Annotated in this window: 16 protein-coding genes; 11 read left to right on the top strand and 5 right to left on the bottom strand. The window is 50.3% G+C overall.

The window, feature by feature from the left end; genetic code table 11:
* Positions 1 to 48 precede the first annotated feature (48 nt).
* Entirely contained in the window at positions 49 to 285 is a 237-nt protein-coding gene (locus V5J35_RS20365; protein ID WP_354008895.1) for an NTP transferase domain-containing protein, read from the top strand.
* Here V5J35_RS20365 and V5J35_RS20360 read toward each other — a convergent pair.
* Positions 270 to 665, bottom strand: a complete 396-nt coding sequence (locus V5J35_RS20360) for a hypothetical protein (protein ID WP_354008894.1) — start codon at positions 663 to 665, stop codon at positions 270 to 272. The genes V5J35_RS20365 and V5J35_RS20360 overlap by 16 nt on opposite strands.
* Before the next feature lie 474 nt (positions 666 to 1,139).
* Between V5J35_RS20360 and V5J35_RS20355 the strand changes: the two genes are divergently transcribed.
* From V5J35_RS20355 to V5J35_RS20310, 10 genes are all read left to right on the top strand, one after another.
* Entirely contained in the window at positions 1,140 to 1,496 is a 357-nt protein-coding gene (locus tag V5J35_RS20355; protein WP_354008893.1) for an alpha/beta fold hydrolase family protein, read from the top strand.
* Positions 1,497 to 1,578: 82 nt separating this feature from the next.
* Positions 1,579 to 2,202 carry a molybdenum cofactor guanylyltransferase gene (mobA, locus tag V5J35_RS20350; protein ID WP_354008892.1) on the top strand — a complete coding sequence of 208 codons (624 nt, stop codon included), beginning with the start codon at positions 1,579 to 1,581 and terminating at the stop codon, positions 2,200 to 2,202.
* Between the two features lie 44 nt (positions 2,203 to 2,246).
* Entirely contained in the window at positions 2,247 to 2,771 is a 525-nt protein-coding gene (moaB, locus tag V5J35_RS20345; protein WP_354008891.1) for a molybdenum cofactor biosynthesis protein B, read from the top strand.
* The gene (gene moaC, locus V5J35_RS20340; protein ID WP_354008890.1) at positions 2,768 to 3,244 is read left to right on the top strand and encodes a cyclic pyranopterin monophosphate synthase MoaC; all 477 of its coding nucleotides are present in this window, start codon (positions 2,768 to 2,770) and stop codon (positions 3,242 to 3,244) included. The genes moaB and moaC overlap by 4 nt, the downstream gene beginning before the upstream one ends.
* Before the next feature lie 56 nt (positions 3,245 to 3,300).
* Positions 3,301 to 3,552, top strand: coding sequence for a molybdopterin converting factor subunit 1 (gene moaD / locus V5J35_RS20335; RefSeq protein WP_354008889.1), 252 nt, complete (start codon positions 3,301 to 3,303; stop codon positions 3,550 to 3,552).
* 2 nt (positions 3,553 to 3,554) lie between these two features.
* Entirely contained in the window at positions 3,555 to 4,031 is a 477-nt protein-coding gene (gene moaE, locus V5J35_RS20330) for a molybdopterin synthase catalytic subunit MoaE (RefSeq protein ID WP_354008888.1), read from the top strand.
* Complete coding sequence (gene modA / locus V5J35_RS20325; protein ID WP_354008887.1) at positions 4,001 to 4,762, top strand: molybdate ABC transporter substrate-binding protein; 762 nt, start codon at positions 4,001 to 4,003, stop codon at positions 4,760 to 4,762. Before moaE ends, modA begins: the two co-directional genes overlap by 31 nt.
* 15 nt (positions 4,763 to 4,777) lie before the next feature.
* Entirely contained in the window at positions 4,778 to 5,440 is a 663-nt protein-coding gene (gene modB, locus V5J35_RS20320; protein ID WP_354008886.1) for a molybdate ABC transporter permease subunit, read from the top strand.
* Positions 5,440 to 6,522, top strand: a complete 1,083-nt coding sequence (gene modC, locus V5J35_RS20315; protein ID WP_354008885.1) for a molybdenum ABC transporter ATP-binding protein — start codon at positions 5,440 to 5,442, stop codon at positions 6,520 to 6,522. The genes modB and modC overlap by 1 nt, the downstream gene beginning before the upstream one ends.
* Before the next feature lie 929 nt (positions 6,523 to 7,451).
* Positions 7,452 to 9,581, top strand: a complete 2,130-nt coding sequence (locus V5J35_RS20310) for a hypothetical protein (protein ID WP_354016484.1) — start codon at positions 7,452 to 7,454, stop codon at positions 9,579 to 9,581.
* A gap of 347 nt (positions 9,582 to 9,928) precedes the next feature.
* Here V5J35_RS20310 and V5J35_RS20305 read toward each other — a convergent pair whose 3' ends face one another.
* The 4 genes from V5J35_RS20305 to moeA form a co-directional block, all read right to left on the bottom strand.
* Positions 9,929 to 10,771: a dimethyl sulfoxide reductase anchor subunit family protein gene (locus tag V5J35_RS20305; protein WP_354008882.1), complete on the bottom strand. Its 843-nt coding sequence runs from the start codon at positions 10,769 to 10,771 to the stop codon at positions 9,929 to 9,931.
* 2 nt (positions 10,772 to 10,773) lie between these two features.
* Positions 10,774 to 11,394, bottom strand: a complete 621-nt coding sequence (locus V5J35_RS20300) for a DMSO/selenate family reductase complex B subunit (RefSeq protein ID WP_354008881.1) — start codon at positions 11,392 to 11,394, stop codon at positions 10,774 to 10,776.
* 14 nt (positions 11,395 to 11,408) lie between these two features.
* A complete protein-coding gene (locus V5J35_RS20295; RefSeq protein ID WP_354008880.1) occupies positions 11,409 to 13,841 on the bottom strand; it encodes a DMSO/selenate family reductase complex A subunit in 2,433 nt (810 codons plus the stop codon).
* Between the two features lie 340 nt (positions 13,842 to 14,181).
* Complete coding sequence (gene moeA / locus V5J35_RS20290; protein ID WP_354008879.1) at positions 14,182 to 15,423, bottom strand: molybdopterin molybdotransferase MoeA; 1,242 nt, start codon at positions 15,421 to 15,423, stop codon at positions 14,182 to 14,184.
* Positions 15,424 to 15,425: the final 2 nt, after the last annotated feature.

Raw genomic sequence — 15,425 nt, 5'->3', positions numbered from 1 at the left:
GCTCTGTTAGCATCCCCCTATCAGGAAAAATGGTTTAGAAAACACCCTATGAGCCATTTATACGGGCTGGTTCTGGCTGGCGGACAGTCATCCAGAATGGGTCGCAACAAAGCACTGCTTGAGACACCTGACAACGATTGTCTGCTAAACAGCCTGCTGGTAGTACCGGTTGATATGCCGCTGCTGTCGGCAGAAACATTGAAACATCTGGCAGACTACAGCAGTCAGCACAAGACAGCCTGCTATTTTCAGGACTCCACACTGTCCGTTCAGGCTGTTACCTGACAAATCAACCCCCTTGCATAAGGTGTGCGAGCATATTTTCTTTGCAGGTAAAACGTCACATCCTGTATAAAACTTTCTGCGTTTTGGGAACGAAACAAACCTTCGTTTGGGTCAAAAAGGTCACAGGTCCCATTTTGCTGGTATCGTCCCCCGAGTATATGGAGAACACCAATCTGACCTTCTATGACAAGAGTACAATATCCCTCATGCTCCGCCATCCAGGCACCGGCTCTGGTAGAGGTCATATTGATGCGCACATATTCAAACGCTCCTGCACTCAGTCCCTGACTCGCCAGCAGGGCGGAAACACGAATAAACCATTGCGTTCCCTTAATGCCGTACATCGTTCCTTTATTGCTCGCGGCACTGACAATAGCCATTAAATGTGGTGATCCCAGCTCAGCAGCTGATTGAATCTCATCGTTTGAGGCTATGCTTTTTTTTAGCCATGCCAGCACTATACCGTCACATATTCCTAACCTCTGCCCGGTTTTTCCCGAATGACGGGGTTTCATCTTACCAGAAGGGCTTTTTTTCCATAGGCAATGAATTGAATAGGCATTGGATGTTGAAAAAACTTTGGTAAACACCTTTGATATCCTCGGGTGCCCGGACTGACTTCAGTCTAGATGGATGTATATTTCCCAACCAGCTTTTGAAGGCCATTTCACATCGCCATAAAAAACACTATCCTCAGCGAATACGAGTACTCTTTCGACTCAGTACCTGAGTACACGACAGACCTCTGGACTTACCGCCTATGCTTTCATTTTCCCCCAGCCCCGGCCTGAAAAGCCCACACCTGCAAACAATATGGATGCCACTGTTTCGAAAACAGTTTACTGTCTGCTGCAGTGGCGGTATCAGTCCCCTTTCGTCTGGATCACTGCGCCCGACAGATGAATCAGGGTGCCAGTCGCATGTACCGCAATCGCTTCCTCAACAACATGCACCAGCAGATGCACGACAAACTGCTGCTTTTCCGGCAGCAGGGCTGGAATGACCGGAGTCCGACCCTGATTATCCACTCCAGCGACGATTCTTTTATGACACCCGACAGCGTGCCAAAGCCGGAAGAGCTGTCCAACAGCACGCAACTGGAACTGACCCACCGGGGCGGCCATGTGGGGTTTATAGGCGGACGTCCAAACCATCTGAACTACTGGCTGGAGCAACGCATTCCGGAATTTCTGGCAGAACACAAACCATAATCACGTTGACCTCAGACCTATGTCATTGGAACCGGCTCTGTTAGTATCCCCCTATCAGGAAAAATGGTTTAGAAAACGCCCTATGAGCCGTTTATACGGGCTGGTTCTGGCTGGCGGACAGTCATCCAGAATGGGTCGCAACAAAGCACTGCTGGAGTGGCAGGAAAAACCGCTGTTTCTGGCAATGGCTGATAAACTGGCTGCGGCCGGTGCAGACCCGGTTCTGATCAGTGGCAACAGCCAGATGACCACCCACCAGTTTGGCAAAACGGTCACCGACCGGCTGCCTAACCGGGGTCCTCTCAGCGGCATCCATGCAGCACTGTTTGAGATACCGGACAACGATTGTCTGTTAAACAGCCTGCTGGTAGTACCGGTTGATATGCCGCTTCTGTCGGCAGAAACATTGAAACATCTGGCAGACTACAGCAGTCAGCACAAGGCAGCCTGCTATTTTCAGGACTTTACACTGCCCGTCTGTCTGCCGGTAAATACACGTTTGCGGGAAAGGGTCAGACAGGCTATTAACAGTCCTGACCGAAAAGATTACTCGATCTGGCGTTTGCTCAAACATCTGGATGGCAGGGCAATTCCCGTCCCCGCTCCGGAACAGGCAACGCTGTTCAGAAACACCAACACTCCGGAAGAGTGGCAGGCCTGCCAGACTTTTGCCCGGAGCCGGAGTTCTCATAAAGAGTGCTCATAATAAAGAGTGCTCATCAAAAGTACTCGTAACAACAGGGAGACCCCATGGCTCACAAGCAAGTTTCAGAATTTATCCCGCTGCATATCGCGGTTCTGACCGTTTCCGACACTCGTACCGAAGACAACGATACGTCCGGTCACCTGTTGGTCGACCAGCTCAAGTCTGAAGGCCATCTTCTGGCAGACAAGGCGATAGTAAAAGACGATATCTACAAAATTCGCGAAGCGCTGTCCCGCTGGATTGCTTCCGACAACGTTCAGGCCGTTCTGATTACCGGAGGCACCGGTTTCTCAGGCAGAGACAGCACACCGGAAGCCGTTCTGCCACTGTTTGACAAACAAGTAGACGGCTATGGTGAACTGTTCCGCCAGCTGTCCTATGAGCAGATTGGCACGTCGACCATTCAATCCAGAACCGTTGCCGGTTTTGCCAATGGCACCATTGTCTTTGTTATGCCCGGCTCCAACAATGCCTGCAAAACTGCCTGGCAGGGCATTATTAAAGAACAGCTGGACAGCAGGCACCGTCCCTGCAACTTTGTTGAACAACTGAAGACTGCCACACCATGAGCCTGACCCATACTGATGCCCAGGGCAAAGCCAGCATGGTCGATGTTGGCGATAAAGACGCAACCCGTCGTGAAGCCAGGGCCGAAGGCTATATCACCATGAAGCCTCAAACCCTGGCTCTGGTGCAGGACAACGGCCTGAAAAAAGGCGATGTACTGGCCGTTGCCCGCATTGCCGGCATCCAGGCTGCCAAACAGTGCGGCACACTGATTCCGTTATGTCACCCGCTGATGCTGAATTACATTGGTATCGAGTTTGACTTTGAACCGGAACACAGTCGTATTCGCATTGAAAGCTGTTGTCGTTTAAGTGGTAAGACCGGTGTCGAAATGGAAGCTCTCACAGCCGCTTCGGTGGCTGCCCTGACCATTTATGACATGTGCAAAGCCGCAGACAAAGACATGCAGATTGATGGCATTCGTGTTCTGGAAAAGAGCGGGGGCAAAAGTGGTCACTATGTGGCCAGCCATTAGTTAAATCAATGAGGTGGAGCGTTCGTCCTAACCTGCGCTCCAGAAACTTAAGTTGTATGATCAAAGTATTATTTTTCGCCAGCTACCGCGAGCAATTGAACTGCAATGAGCTGGTATTATCCCCTGAAGACCAGCCACCTACACTGTCGGCGCTGCGCGGTCAGTTGTCTGAAAAAGGCGACGACTGGCGTGAAATCATGGAAGATGGCCGCACTCTCGTTGCATTAAACAAGACCATGACTCGCCGTGATGCCGACCTGAAAGACGGTGATGAAGTCGCATTTTTCCCTCCGGTAACGGGTGGTTAACCATGACAGCTGTTCATATTTCTGTTCAAACCCGGGATTTTGACCCTGCCCGGGAACAGGCAAGACTATCTGACAACGCTGCCGTGGGCGGTATTGTCACCTTTACCGGACTGGTGCGGGACAATAACCTGGACGACAACGTCAGTGGGTTATATCTGGAACACTATCCGGGCATGACCGAAAGCGCTTTGCAGGCCATAGCAGAAGAAGCCAGTGAACGCTGGTCGCTTTATGGCGTCAGCATTATTCACCGGGTCGGCCAGCTCCATCCCACTGACCGCATTGTCTTTGTCGGTACTGCCAGTGCGCATCGTCAGGACGCCTTTGCCGCCTGCGATTTTATTATGGACTACCTGAAAACCCGTGCGCCTTTCTGGAAAAAGGAAACCACACCAGAGGGTGACCGGTGGATTGAAGAACGACAAAGCGACAAGGATGCAGCGCAACGATGGGAAGACCGGTGCAAAGTAAAGCGTTAAGAATAATCCTGTGCTGCCTGCCACTGCTGATGGCACTGGTCAGCCCGACTGTTAATGCCGACACCCTTAGAGTGGCCGTTGCCGCCAACTTCAAACCGGTTATTGACGTACTGGCAGAAGAGTTCGGACAGAAGCACGATATCAAAGTGCTGGTCTCTTCGGCATCCTCCGGCATTCTCTACAACCAGATCAGTCATGGTGCGCCTTTTGACCTGTTTCTCTCCGCCGACGATGAACGCCCGGCAAGACTGGAGCTGAATGACCTGATCGTTCCCGGCAGCCGTGAAACGTATGCCTATGGTCGTCTGGTGTTGTGGAGTCCGTCTGACAGCCACCTGACCCTGAAGACCCTGGATGACTATCAGGGGCGACTGGCTATTGCGAATCCAGCACTGGCTCCCTACGGCCTTGCGGCACAACAGACTCTGGAAAAGATGAATCTCTGGCAGGGCTATCAGGGCAGACTGGTTCAGGGTGCCAGCATTCAGCAGGCATGGCAGTTTGTAGCCAGTGGTAATGTCAGCCTGGGTCTGGTGGCAAAAGCCCAGGTTCTGGACGAACCCGAAAACCACTGGCTGGAAATCCCCGAAGAGTACCACGCCCCAATCCGGCAGGAACTGGTACTGTTGAAGCAGAGCAAACAGCCCCTGGCTAAAACCTTCAGGGATTTTCTGCTCAGCGACACCAGTCAGGCTTATATTGCCAGTCAGGGATATCGACCCGCAAAGTAAGGAAACCGATAGTTTATGTTATCAGCAGCAGTCTGGCTGACCATTAAGCTGGCGTTAATCACCACTCTGATTTTAATGGTGATCGGCACCCCTCTGGCATGGAAGCTCGCCACCATGCGCAGCCGTCTGCGGCCTGTGATTGAAGCACTGGTTGGGCTGCCGCTGGTTTTACCACCAACAGTACTGGGTTTTTACCTGCTGCTGGCCTTCTCCCCTAACAACGCTCTGGGACAATTCTGGCTGGACTTGACCGGCTCTACGCTGGCATTCAGCTTTTCCGGCCTGGTGGTTGCTTCGGTGCTGTACTCTCTGCCCTTTGTCGTACAACCGCTGCAGCGATCCTTTGAACAGCTGGATCATGGACTGCTCGAAGCGGCTGCAATGCTGGGCGCCCGTCGTTTGGATCGCTTCATCAATATTGTTCTGCCCAACACACAGCGAGCCCTGCTGCTGGCAGCGTGCATGGGCTTTGCCCATACCATTGGCGAATTTGGCGTGGTATTGATGATCGGCGGCAATATTCCCGGTGAAACTCAGGTACTGTCCATTGCCCTGTTTGATGCGGTCGAAACCCAACAGTTTGAAACCGCCCACACCATCGCCGGCGGCCTGCTCGCCTTTGCCATGGTATTACTGGTTGTGCTGTACAGTATTGACCGTCGAGGAAGCCAACGTTGATGGATAGTAACATTCTGCAGTTTACACTGGACCTGCCCAGAGATTATTTCCATATCAGTCTGAACCAGAGACTGACACTGGACGGCATATGGGGGGTCATGGGGTCATCCGGGTGCGGCAAGACGTCACTGTTACGCTGTCTTGCCGGGCTGGAAACCGGCGTACAGGGACGGATAATCTGCAATAGTCGCACATGGCTCGATTCTGAACAGGGTATTTTTCTACCGCCCGAGCAACGGGGCATTGGTTACATTTTTCAGGAAGCCAGACTGTTTCCGCATCTGAATGTAATGGGCAATCTGCGGTTTGCCCGGAAGCGGGCCAACCCGGATCAACCAGCGCTGCCATTTGATGACGTCATTCAGCAGGTGGGTATCGGACACCTGCTGGAACGAACGGTTGATAAACTGTCCGGCGGTGAAAAACAGCGGGTGGCCATTGCCCGCACTCTGCTTAACGCCCCTTCCCTGCTGTTAATGGATGAACCACTAGCCTCTCTGGACTGGTCTTCCCGACTCAGCATAATGCCCTGTCTGAAGCAGATTCAGCGGGAATTCAAAATCCCCGTCGTCTTTGTCAGCCACTCAAAGGAAGAGGTGGCAAGGCTGGCAGACAATCTGTTGCGGATGCACCAGGGGCAGGTCATTGAAAAAGGTACCTGTCGGCAGTTGCTCAACCGGCTGGAAGAACAGGTTAACAGCGACCAGCAACTGTCAGCACTGGATGCCACCGTAATGGAGCACGATCCAGACTATGGGCTGACAGCCATACAGCTCGATCAGCACAGACTGTACACAGGTCAAATGAACAAACCTGCGGGAACCCCTGTAAGGGTAGTGCTGCCAGCCAGTGAAATCAGCCTGACCCTGGAGCCCCTGCAGAGTTCCAGCATCCTGAACTGTATACCCGCCCATATTGCCAGTTTGCAGGAGCAGGGCCATCATCACGTATTGCTCAGGCTAAGCCTTGGCGAGCAGGCGCTGATCTGCCAGATAACCCGAAAATCCTTTGATGCGTTGCAGTTGTCTGCTGGCAATAGAGTGTTCGCCTGTTTTAAGGCATCCGGGCTGGAAGTGGTTTAAACCCCGGGAACCTGTAAAATGACTTAAGCTACAACACAACAGTAAAATGCCCTTCACTACTGATTGCTCCCCGCTGAAGGCACGATTGTCACGTCAATGTTTTCAAATCCCTCATCAAGCACCTTATTTGAGTTTTTCTTAACGTCCGGTTTTTGCAGGGGATCAGAACACAAGCAGCAAATAGTGACTAATCTTGGTACAAATGTTTTACTTTCTGAAGCCCTTCCTGGCCCGGGTCCCGGAACTTTCACCTCTGAACAGTTCACATTCAGACACTTTCTGTGAGTAAAATTATCTGCAAGGGTCCCATTGAGCCTTGAATCCGGGGTCGTCTGCGCATAACTGACCACTTGCGGCCAGTCACTTCGGACAGCCTGATTCAGGTAAAATGCCAGAACACATCCCGAGCTTCCCAGATCACACAACTTCATTGAAAAATTATTTTTCTTCTCATACATCGTGTGTTCCAGTCGGACTCCCGGAACAGTGTTATACCGCTGCACAGTAATCTTATCCGTTGACCAGTGAGGCTGAAAAGTAGAGAACACCTTGTCATTTTTATATTCTTCTCCCGAAGACAGCCGGCAAATCTCCTCGCGACTTTCCTGAATCAGTGCGATGCATTCATCCGTTAAAATAGACGCCGTACTAACCAGAGGTAGAAGGGAAAAGAAATAAAAGCTGACAGAAGGAAAGAGCTTCATAATCAAGGCCTGTTGTAGAGCCAACCGATTATAGGCGTTGAAAACTCAACATGCTGATTGAGAGGCAGGAAAAAGCAGTGTTACCCCTGAGCCAGCACCCAGAACTGTATGCCTGCCCATATTGCCAGCTTGTAGAAGCAAGAGCGGGAACTTTTTCAACATTTTTTCATCTAACAATAACCGCAGACACTGATCAAAGGATAATGACTCAAAAGGAAGTTAATTATGGACGCATCTGCTGCTATGTCGAGTTCACCTTTACCTGAGGTAAACCCAACCACAGAAGAGAAAAAAAAGAAGAAAAAGAAGAAAAAACCAAAAACAACCGAAAGCCTTAATGGTCGTTCTGTAGAAACAAATGAGCCGACTCAGCCTTCCATGCCTAAGTCAGCAGAAACGGCTGAGTACCAGGCATACTGCAAAAAACAAAACGAGGTTTTGCTGCAACACAGGAATATCTGTAAACGATACAAAAATCGCAATGAGCAGCTACTGACAGAATCAGAAAGACACATTCAGCAGTTCATCACTGATAACCAGCTCAAGACCTTTAATTTTAATTATGATCCGCAAACAGGCTATTCTCCCGAATCAAGGATTAAGCTTGTAGCAATGACCAACCTGAAGACAATGCTTGATGCTCATCTGGAACTTTTTGCCAACCTTCGCTCCTGTTTTTTGCCTCATAAAAATCCAAGATCGGGTTCGGGAAGGATGACCCCAGACCGTCACAATCAACTCAGCATAGTTCAAAACAAATTAAGGCATTCACACTGGGTGCAGAACCATAATCTAATGGAAATATACTATACGCTATGCGAAAAACGCATGACAGCTTGTAAAGATAGTATCGAAAACATACCTACATCCCAGTTTAAGGTAGAAACATACAGTCACTACGAAACTTTTATTTCACAAACATTAGAGCTAATTAATGTGCAACACAAGTTACTGGAAGAAAAGAAAGAGCTATACAAAAAGTATCTTGAGTCAAAGAAGGATACTAAAAAGAATAGTGCTGAAATGACTAACTTAGAAGAAAAATTAGAACAAACAGACAAAAAAATAAAGGAATTAACAGAAGCTCACAACACTAAAAACCAGATAATGACCAGACTATTAAACCAAGCTGTTGCGTTCTATTGTGACACCGCAAATCAACAGGATTTAATCCAGCTGATAAACAATAACAGGGAAGGTTTTTCAATCTGGTTACAGCAGGTCAACCCGGAAGAACTTAGCAACTTTAATTTGAAACAAATTATCAATATCTGCATTGCCTGTGACGAACTGGAGAAAGTCCAGAGATTACTGGACTATTTACTGCTAATGTCCCGTGAGCATCGTTTCGATACTAAAGACGCTTTATCGCTTATGAACTATTGCAGGAGGGCATTTCAAGAACTTTGCAAAAATAAAGAGTTTAAAGAAAATCCAGCCAAGGTAGCTCAGATAAAAAATATCCTATTCACATTCGATAAAATTATTAAAAGCGTAATTGAATGCAATGATGTTTCCGGGCAGGATCAAAAATCTCTGAACGATATCCTGGAGATGGAATATAGCTTGCCTCTCCAAATTATGCTTTTAGAGTTTGAATCTATTATGCTGACTCTTAACAGCACCAGGCTCAGACTGGTTCTTGATGAACAAAAAGAAGCGCACGAAGCCCGACAGAAAGCTGAGAAATTAGCGGCTGACCGAAAAAAAAGAGTTAAAGGCGCTCAAAGAGAAGGAAGACTGTCGCATCAGGAACAGGCTCAACCGCAAGCCGCAACAATGCAAGTCCCGGCACCAAGTACTGAACAATCGTTTCCTCCGGCTATTAAAGAAGCGTTAGAAGCCTTTACCAATAAAAAGTCGCTTGATGAAATATCAGAGATCCTCTCTCCATTAATCAACAACCCGGAGACCAGTAAAATACATAAAGCGCAGGCCTGTTTTTGTTACGCAGATCTGGTCAGGGTGGTATTGACCAGGCAGGTACACAAAAACTGTGAAAACGTGTGTACTGTTTATAATTACGGAACATCAATAAGGCAAGCCCGTTCGGATTCCTCTGCAAACCAGCTGCCAGCCAGAGAGATGCTGGACAAGTTTGCTAAAGCGATAGAAGAGCTCTCTGCATCACAGGCATCATTTCCGTTAATTGAAAGCATGACCGAATCATTTACCCGGGCAGTTGAAGCCATCACCACAGAAAACGATCTGGAGCCGGAATTTCTGCAGGCTCTGGATCAGCTTCACACTGGAATACAGGTATTAACCTCCAATATGAATAAGGTTGCAGCCTGCTGCACTAACGCTCAGATTATCTATGACGAAAGAGGCAGGCTACTAAAAAAACAAAAATAAAGGAGGCAGGCGTGGCAGGAAGGTCGTTAACGATCAGCACAACATTCAGCAGAATGTAAAATCCCTTGAAAGCGTCGCTGATCAGCTGAATCAGTACCTGAAACCTCTGAACGACAAACTGGAGTCTTCAAAACAGCTGATAGATAACAAACGCCTGCCTTCATGCTCTCAACAGTCTAGCTCTGCCAGCGCAGCGTCTGCTGAAGAGTTGCCGCCTGAAGCACAACCCGGAGCCTCGCAGGAACCGACTCCGAAAAAACGGCAATAGTCTCAGGAAAGCGACAATAATAGTGACAAACCCTGAGCCAGCAATCATCGACTGGCTCAGGGCTGTCAAACGCTATCGCTTACATGCCGGAACCGGCACTCAAGTAGATATCGTAGAAGAAGGCGCGGCCCATAAATTCAGACACCAGCACCATGACAAAGCTGGTTGCTGCCTGATAGCCACAGCTGCCACCACGCATGGCAGAAACCGCGAACATCAGCACACCTCCCACCAGCAGCACCATACGAACCATCGCCAGCATCTGACCATAGCTCAGCATCGCCAGAGGATTAACGGCAACCGGCAACTGTCCCAGCCAGAACAGGTAACCTACATAGCCGACCAGGCTGATGGCCATTGTCATCAATACGGTGGTCGCCAGCGCTTTATCAGCCAGAACCTGAACAGCGCCCAGATCAACCGACTGGAAACGCAGCAACGCAGCCGCTGCCAGAGGGCCAACGACAGCTGCCGTCATCAGGAACTGGAAGGTAGTCCAGTTACTGTTCCAGGTTGGTACCGTCGCCAGTGTGTACACTTTGGCAATCGCAAGGATCAGAACGATGCCCAGTACCATGGCAACAGGCAACACCAGCTTCTGTAATCCCGGTGCGATACCAAACAGGCGCATCGCGGTATAAACGACACCCGCACCACCAAACAGACTCAGCGCGACAATTTCCAGGCTCAATGGTGAAGCATGAGCCACACCGAACATCACGTTAAACATGCGCAGCGGTTGCGACAGATGAGTCACAGATGCTATTGCACCAATGGCCAGCAGTACAAACACTGCCATAAATGATCGGGTCATGACCTGTTCATTCGGTCTGGCGAGCATTTCCACCAGCCCGAGGGAGATAAACAGGCCAACAGCACTTTGTGCCAGAACCGTAAAGAAAACCAGGGACAACTGGCTCATGATCACACCTCCTGTGGATTCTCAATTTTGCCTGTGGTGTCACCGGTCAGGCGGGTATTACGGCAGGTGCCAATAATCAGCGACGGATCGGTCAGCTTCGGATCAGGCAGAGGTGCCACATCGGCACGACTTCCGTATCTGGCACGCAGCTCGTCAATCGGGCCGAACTCCAGCGCGCGCAGCGGGCAGGACTCGACACACACCGGCTGTTCACCCTGAGCGACACGCTCGTAGCAGCCATCGCACTTGCTCATGACTTTCTTTTCCGGATTAAACTGTGGCGCACCGTATGGACAGGCCATTTCACAGTAACGACAGCCGACGCATACCTGGTCGTTGACCACCACCAGACCGTCTTCTTCCCGCTTGTGCATGGCACCGGTCGGGCAGGCTTTGGCACAGGCAGGCTGGGCGCAGTGGTTACAGCTGACAGACACATAGTAGGCAAACACATCGTTGCTGAATGTGCCGTCTTCGTGCTGAACCCAGTCGCCACCAGCGTATTCATAAACACGACGCCAGTTTACGCCCACTGGCAGGGTATTTTTGTCTTTACAAGACAGTTGACAGGTTTTACAGCCGGTACACTTACTGGTATCGACATAGAATCCCATTTGAGCCATTTATCCAGTACTCCTCAGACCTTGGCGATTTCAACCAGATTGGTGTGTTGCGGGTTACCCTTAGACAAAGGCGTTGGTCGCTGGGTTGTCAAAACGTTGAAAGAACCCCCATGGTCAACACCTTTGCGATCCGGCTTGTACCAGGCACCTTCTCCCAGAGCCATTACTCCGGGCATAATCCGTGGAGTCACCTTGGCCAGCACCCGGGTTTCACCGCGGTCATTCCAGATACGTACCTGGTCACCGCTCTTGATGCCACGAGCCTTGGCATCAACCGGATTCATCCAGACACCATCCATCACGGCTTCACGAAGTTCAGGAATGTTGTGATAAGTCGAGTGAACCCGTCCCTTGGTATGGAAGCCCACCAGCTGCAAAGGGTATTTCTCGGTCAGGGGGTCCAGATGGCTTTCCCAGGTGGTCACATATTGCGGCAGAGGCGTGATGACATCCCCTTCAGGCAGAGTCCACTCTTTCGCAATCTTCTCCAGTTTGGTGGAGTAAATTTCGATTTTTCCTGAAGGCGTTCCCAGCGCGTGTTTCACCGGATCATCGCGGAAATCCTGTAGCGCAACCCGTCCGTCTTCCGGGGCCAGTACCGTATAAGGGCCGTCTTTTCTCAGCTGTTCCAGAGACGGTAACTTGGAATCTTTGGCCCGGGCTCCGGCATACAGATGCTCAACCCACTCCTCGTGAGTACGACCTTCCGTAAACTGCTCACGAATACCAAAACGTTCCGCCAGTCCGGCACACATGTCGTAGGCACTTCGGCACTCATACATCGGCTTGATAGCAGGTACCAGTGGTACAACAGCACCAACAGAACCGGAAGCATAACCATCGGAGCTGACTTCCGTATTTTCCAGAGTAGTAACGTCTGGCAACAGCAGATCAGCAAACCGGGCGCTCGGCGTCATGTGGTTATCAATGACAACGGTGAGTTCACACAGACTGTCATCACGCAGAATTTCTTTCGTGCGATTAATGTCAGAATGCTGGTTGATCAACATATTACCGGCATAGCTGATCAGCATTTTGATCGGCGTCTCCAGTCGTTCAACACCCTGAATACCGTCTGTTTTGTTGGTCATTTCATGAGCACGGACAATGGCGTCGGTCCAGCCAAAGAAAGGAATGGATGCTTTTACCGGGTTCGTTCCGGTTGGCAGCACGGGCACCGGATAACCATAATTCGCTGGCATATCTCCGGTATGCGTTCCTGGCAGACCAATATTACCCGTCAGAATTGGCAGCATTACAATAGACCGGGATGTCTGCTCACCATTAGCCTGACGCTGGATACCCGTACCCTGAACAATGTAAGCAGGTTTGGCAGAACCGATTTCACGAGCCAGCTGAATAATCTTTTGGGCGGGAATACTGGTCAGGCGGGAAGCCCACTCCGGCGTTTTTTCAATACCGTCCGGCCCCTGTCCGAGGATATGAGCTTTATAGTGACCATTTTCTGGCGCACTGTCTGGCAGTGTCTTTGCATCATACCCCTGACAGTACTGATCCAGAAATGCCTGATCCACCAGCTTCTCAGTAATCAGCACATGGGCAATACCTTCAACCAGTGCCGCATCCGTTCCCGGGCGAATAGGAATCCATTCATCTTCCTTGCCCAGCATGGTATCGGTGTAGCGAGGATCAATAATGATGGTACGAACCCCTCTCTTGCGTACTGCAAGACTGTGTTCGTATATCTCACCGCCACCACTCATGCGGGTTTCAGCCGGGTTGTAGCCGAACATCACCAGCAGTTCAGCTTTTTCAATTTCCGAGGTGTAACTACCATTGGCAGCTGCTTTAATATCACCATAAGTGAATGGCAGGGCAAACTGAATCTGTCCCCAGCTGTAGTTACCATAATAATTCAGGTATCCACCCAGCATATTCATCAGGCGATGCAGGGCATGCTGACCGTCAGTACGATAGCCCTGGGTTCCGGTACCATAAGTGAAAAAAATGGAATCATTGCCATAAGCGTCAATGATATGCTTCATTTTGTCAGCCAGCAGATCCAGTGCCTCATCCCAGCTGATGCGCTCAAAACGGCCTTCCCCACGCTCACCGATACGTTTCATCGGGTATTTCAGGCGATCAGGATTATAAACGCGGTGCTTGATGGACCGGCCTCGCAGACAGGCACGAATCTGGTGCTGTCCAAAGGTTTTATCATCGCCACGGTTATCGGACTCAACCTGGGTAATCACACCATCAGTGGTATGAACCCGCAGAGCACAACGGCTGCCACAGTTCACCATGCAGGCGGACCATGTGGTTTTGGTTTCAGTTTTTTTTGTGTCAGCAGAAGCGGTTTTGGCAACAGACTTTAATGGCAGTCCTGCGCTGGCTACAGCAGCTCCTCCTACCAGAGAGCCCCACTTCATAAAGTTTCGCCGTTTCATAGGCGACAGGATTGTTTTATCAAGCCAGTTTTTCATTGAGTGTTCCGGTCAGCTTGGTTTGACCTGAGTGACAAACTCCTTAAAGGTGATGTTTTTTGTTGATTAAGTACATGCCGCGGGAGCTTGCGAGTCAGGATTCAGGCAGCGTGGATATTACCGGCAAGTTTTGGAAGAGGGGATTGATTTGAATCAATTATTTTTGACTATTTTTTGTGCTAGCAGATATCAGACACACTGACTATGCGACCACTTACCAATACAGATGCGACATCCACTTGCAGAATAAAGCCTGTCCCTGATGCAGAGACAGATGCGAATGATTCGGATTTGTAGCCGCCTGTACAGAAGACGGCGACATTTCAACTTAATGGGTGTATCAGTTCATCAATAGCTGATTGAACAACTGAACCGTTACCTGCTCACCCTCTGCCACATCCCCCTGCTGCTCAGGCAGAACGATATAGCAGTTGGCCAGGCTCATTGAACGCATCACTCCCGATCCCTGACTGCCCGTTGTTACCACTTCCATCTGTCCACTGCCACTGGTTGACAGAATACCGCGCTGAAACTCCCTCCGCCCCGGTCTCTTCTTCAGCGGTGTTTTGCACACTGCCTGAATGGTTTGCGGCTCAACAGACCGGGCGCCCATCAAATGCAGAAGGGCAGGCGTTGCCAGCTGTTGAAACGTTACCGTGGCAGAAACCGGATTGCCCGGCAAACCAACAAACCAGCTGCCCGGCAATCGTCCAAAAGCAAAAGGCTTACCGGGCTTGATCGCCAGTTTCCAGAACGACATTTCACCCATTTCCTGCAGAATATCTTTGACAAAATCCGCGTCGCCCACGGAAACGCCCCCCGAAGTGATTACGACATCCGCCTGCCGGTCCGCTTCTGAAAAAGCCTGACGCAAGGCTTCCGGATCATCAGCAACCAACCCCAGGTCAATAACCTCAACCCCAAGTCGGTTTAGCATGGCTTTCAGTGCGAAACGATTGCTGTCGTAAATATCGCCCAATCCCAGAGACTGTCCCGGCAGTTTCAGCTCATCCCCTGTGGAGAACAGTGCCACCTTGACACGACGAAAGACTTTTACTTCAGGAACACCCAGCGAAGCCAGCAAGCCCAGATCCTGCGCCCTGACTTTATGCCCCGCTGTAAACACCTCGCAACCTTCCGGAATATCCTCACCAGCCAGGCGAATATTATTGCCGGTTGCTTCAGGCTTGTTCAGAAACTGAACACCGTCATCCGTAACATTCACCTGCTCCTGCATAATCACAGTGTCAGCACTGTCCGGTACGCTGGCACCGGTCATAATCCGGATACACTGCCCGGCAGGTATCTCGCCGGCAAAAGGATGACCCGCCAGTGACTGACCGGCCAGTGGCAGGGTATCGGTACTCTCCAGATCTTTCAGCCGCAGGGCATAACCGTCCATGGCTGAATTATTGTGAGAAGGGACATTGACGGGTGAAATAACATTTTCTGCCAGAACCCTGTCCAGAGCATCCTCCAGAGCAACCTGTTCAACCCCGGCCACCGGGGTAATTTCCTGCCGGAGTTTTTCCAGTCCCTGTTCCAAAGGCATCAGTTCAGGGGTTGAACAGCAATCAGTCATGT

The organism is Endozoicomonas sp. NE40 (assembly GCF_040549045.1).
Taxonomy (GTDB): Bacteria; Pseudomonadota; Gammaproteobacteria; order Pseudomonadales; family Endozoicomonadaceae; genus Endozoicomonas_A; species Endozoicomonas_A lisbonensis.
The sequence above is the reverse complement of the archived record's forward strand: the minus strand, read 5'-3'. Positions and strand labels throughout refer to the sequence as shown.

What these genes read in the sequence shown, in the direction of transcription:
- V5J35_RS20360 (WP_354008894.1), bottom strand. Translation starts at nt 665, where the DNA reads ATGGCTATTGTCAGTGCCGCGAGCAATAAAGGAACGATGTACGGCATT.
- mobA (WP_354008892.1), top strand. Translation starts at nt 1,579, where the DNA reads ATGAGCCGTTTATACGGGCTGGTTCTGGCTGGCGGACAGTCATCCAGA.
- moaB (WP_354008891.1), top strand. Translation starts at nt 2,247, where the DNA reads ATGGCTCACAAGCAAGTTTCAGAATTTATCCCGCTGCATATCGCGGTT.
- V5J35_RS20365 (WP_354008895.1), top strand. Translation starts at nt 49, where the DNA reads ATGAGCCATTTATACGGGCTGGTTCTGGCTGGCGGACAGTCATCCAGA.
- modB (WP_354008886.1), top strand. Translation starts at nt 4,778, where the DNA reads ATGTTATCAGCAGCAGTCTGGCTGACCATTAAGCTGGCGTTAATCACC.
- V5J35_RS20310 (WP_354016484.1), top strand. Translation starts at nt 7,452, where the DNA reads ATGGACGCATCTGCTGCTATGTCGAGTTCACCTTTACCTGAGGTAAAC.
- moaC (WP_354008890.1), top strand. Translation starts at nt 2,768, where the DNA reads ATGAGCCTGACCCATACTGATGCCCAGGGCAAAGCCAGCATGGTCGAT.
- modA (WP_354008887.1), top strand. Translation starts at nt 4,001, where the DNA reads ATGGGAAGACCGGTGCAAAGTAAAGCGTTAAGAATAATCCTGTGCTGC.
- moaE (WP_354008888.1), top strand. Translation starts at nt 3,555, where the DNA reads ATGACAGCTGTTCATATTTCTGTTCAAACCCGGGATTTTGACCCTGCC.
- V5J35_RS20295 (WP_354008880.1), bottom strand. Translation starts at nt 13,841, where the DNA reads ATGAAAAACTGGCTTGATAAAACAATCCTGTCGCCTATGAAACGGCGA.
- modC (WP_354008885.1), top strand. Translation starts at nt 5,440, where the DNA reads ATGGATAGTAACATTCTGCAGTTTACACTGGACCTGCCCAGAGATTAT.
- moeA (WP_354008879.1), bottom strand. Translation starts at nt 15,423, where the DNA reads ATGACTGATTGCTGTTCAACCCCTGAACTGATGCCTTTGGAACAGGGA.
- V5J35_RS20305 (WP_354008882.1), bottom strand. Translation starts at nt 10,771, where the DNA reads ATGAGCCAGTTGTCCCTGGTTTTCTTTACGGTTCTGGCACAAAGTGCT.
- V5J35_RS20300 (WP_354008881.1), bottom strand. Translation starts at nt 11,394, where the DNA reads ATGGCTCAAATGGGATTCTATGTCGATACCAGTAAGTGTACCGGCTGT.
- moaD (WP_354008889.1), top strand. Translation starts at nt 3,301, where the DNA reads ATGATCAAAGTATTATTTTTCGCCAGCTACCGCGAGCAATTGAACTGC.